Raw genomic sequence first — 2866 nt, 5'->3', positions numbered from 1 at the left:
GCCGTTGACCATCTTCTCCTTGCCGAACTTCTCGCGGAAGCTCGCGATGAACTTCTTGTTGACCGGATTGTCGAGCGCCATCCAGTAAGGCTGCGGTGCGTAGGTGCCGCCCGGCGTCGCGGCCGGCACCTACGCACCGCAGCCTTACTGGATGGCGCTCGACAATCCGGTCAACAAGAAGTTCATCGCGAGCTTCCGCGAGAAGTTCGGCAAGGAGAAGATGGTCAACGGCATCGGCGAAGCCGGCTACAACGGCCTGCATCTCTACGCCCTGGCCGCCGAGAAGGCCGGATCGCTGAAGGACGATGATGTGCTCAAGGCGCTGCCCACGATCGAGTTCGACGCGCCGCAAGGCAAGATCCGGGTCGATGCCAGCAACAACCACACGCTCTGCCATTCCTATGTCGGCAAGGCGGCCGCAGACGGCATCAGCTATGAGATCGCCAAGGATTTCGGGACGATCGCGCCGGTCACCCCTTACTGCAAGCTGTAGGCGCTTCGGCAACAGCTCCAGGTAATCCTGACGGCGGCTTTGCCGCCGTCAGCTCGCTTGCGGCGCAGGCAGCCGCTCGCGCAATTCGTCGACAAGCACCCTGGTGTTTTCGGAATAGTCGATGGGCACGACGACGAGGTGCACGCCGCCGCCGGTGAAGGCCCGTTCCAGCGCCTGCCGCAAATCGGCGATCTCGCCAACTCTTGTCCCCTTGGCTCCGTAGGCCTCGGCATATCTGACGAAGTCGGGATTGCCGAAGGTCATGCCGAAATCCGGAAATTCGTCGACCGCCTGCTTCCAGCGGATCATGCCATAGGCATGGTCTTCGAGCAGCAGGACGACGAGATTGAGCTTGAGCCTGACGGCGGTCTCCAGTTCCTGGCTGTTCATCATGAAGCCGCCATCGCCACAGATGGCCATGACACGGCGCTGCGGATAGAGCAGTGCCGCCATCATCGCCGACGGCAAGCCCGCGCCCATGGTGGCCAGCGCATTGTCGAGCAGGATCGTGTTTGCCATGCGCGTCCGGTAGTTGCGCGCGAACCAGATCTTGTACATGCCATTGTCGAGGGCGAGGATCCCGTCCGGCGGCATCACGGCGCGCACGTCATGCACGATGCGCTGCGGCGTGAAGCGATCTTCGGTGGCGCGCGCGGCGATGCGGCTCAGAATGCCTTCCCGCAGCGGCAGCAAGGCCTGTGCATTGGGGACCTTGCCCTCGATGCTGTCGGCCAGCAGCGCCAGCGAAGGACCGAGGTCGCCGACGATTTCGGCTTGCGGGAAATAGACCTGCTCGACATCGGCTGAATGGTAGCCGACATGAATGACCTTCGGCCCCTTTGCCCCCATGATGAAGGGCGGCTTCTCCACCGTGTCGTGACCGATGGTGATGATCAGATCGGCCTGTTCGATGGCCTCGTGCACATAGTCGCGCTCCGAAAGGGCTGCCGTTCCCATATAGAGCTCCGTGCCGCCAGGCACGGTGCCCTTGCCCATCTGCGTGGTGAAATAGGGAATTTGCGTCCGCAGCACGAACTGGGCGACATCGGGAGTCACGCGCGGTCGCGACGCCGCCGCACCAAACATCAGCAGCGGACGCCTGGCTTCCATGATCATACGGGCGGCGCGATCAAGCGCGCCCGGGCTGGCCAGCGGCAGTTCGACCGGATGCGTTGGCACGAGTGCTACCGGTTCACACTCGGCCGCCGCAATGTCTTCCGGCAATTCAAGATGTACGGGGCCGGGACGCTCTTCCTGGGCGACACGGAAAGCTTCGCGAACCAACGAGGGGATCATCTTCGGCGAGACGATCTGACGCGACAGCTTGGTCAGCGGCTTCATCGCCGCGACGATGTCGACGATCTGGAAGCGCGCCTGCCGGGATGACAGGATGCCTTTCTGGCCGGTGATCATGATCATCGGCATCGCGCCGAGCAGCGCATAGGCCGAACCGGTCGAAAGGTTGAGCGCGCCCGGGCCAAGCGTGGTGATGCACACACCCGGCTTGCCGGTAAGCCTGCCATAGGTGGCGGCCATGAAAGCGGCTGCCTGCTCGTGGCGGGTCAGGATCAGCTGGATCGAGGAGCGGCGGATGGATTCGACGATATCGAGATTTTCTTCGCCCGGAATGCCGAAAATCCGCTCGACCCCTTCGTTCTCGAGGGCCGCGACGAACAGATCCGAACCTTTGGTCATGACCACCTCTCCCGCAACATTCCGTCGGCCACCTTCATATGGCATCGGAACGCGACGCCTCAAAGAGGCATCTTCGGCTGCGGGTCAGAGGCGCGTGTTGCAGCTCGCCGCTTTCGGCGAGGCGAAAAGTTCCTTCGGCGCAGACCATTGGCTGATCGGTGCGCCGCGCGTGCCGGTGATCAGCGAACGCAGTTCTGACAGATAGGTCTGCACGAAGAACGAGGTCTGCCTTTCCAGCGGCGTATAGGGACCCGGCCGGTAGGCGCGCGACATGATGCCGTCGGCATTGTCCTCGGTGATCTTCTTGTCCTGCACCGTGGTGACGTCCCACATCCAGCTGATCGCATCGGCGTCGATGTCGCCATCGGCGTCCTTGTCGACGAGCCAGGTCAGAATGACGTCGGTTTCCGTGGCGCTGCGCGGTATCATCTGGAACAGCGTGACATAATCATTGGCAGCACTTGCAAACGACAGGCGTCCGAGGCGGAAGCCGCTTTCGCCACCATCATAGGCGTGACGGCCGCCCATCAGGCATGAGACCCCCTCACCTGTATTGGACAGCGTGTTGCGGCCGGATCCGATCGGCTTGCGGTGCATGGCAAACGGCATCGTGTCGAGGTCGCCAGCCTGCCACGCGCCCTTGTGGAACTCGGCATCGCCGATGACGCTGTGCCAGGC

General features: G+C 62.8%; 3 protein-coding genes. 1 reads left to right on the top strand and 2 read right to left on the bottom strand.

Translation table 11 applies throughout. The features are described from left to right. Positions 1 to 103: 103 nt before the first annotated feature. Positions 104 to 493: a transporter substrate-binding protein gene (locus tag EN991_RS30625; RefSeq protein WP_245461121.1), complete on the top strand. Its 390-nt coding sequence runs from the start codon at positions 104 to 106 to the stop codon at positions 491 to 493. A 48-nt stretch (positions 494 to 541) separates the two neighbouring features. On the opposite strand, the gene EN991_RS30620 is transcribed toward EN991_RS30625, so the two are convergent. Together EN991_RS30620 and EN991_RS30615 are read right to left on the bottom strand one after the other, a co-directional pair. Then, complete coding sequence (locus EN991_RS30620; protein ID WP_127370150.1) at positions 542 to 2188, bottom strand: acetolactate synthase large subunit; 1647 nt, start codon at positions 2186 to 2188, stop codon at positions 542 to 544. A gap of 84 nt (positions 2189 to 2272) precedes the next feature. Continuing rightward, a partial coding sequence (locus tag EN991_RS30615; RefSeq protein ID WP_281058822.1) for an SRPBCC family protein occupies positions 2273 to 2866 on the bottom strand: 594 nt, incomplete at its 5' end.

Source organism: Mesorhizobium sp. M7A.F.Ca.US.005.03.2.1, from assembly GCF_003997795.1.
Taxonomy (GTDB): domain Bacteria; phylum Pseudomonadota; class Alphaproteobacteria; order Rhizobiales; family Rhizobiaceae; genus Mesorhizobium; species Mesorhizobium ciceri.
The sequence above is the reverse complement of the archived record's forward strand: the minus strand, read 5'-3'. Positions and strand labels throughout refer to the sequence as shown.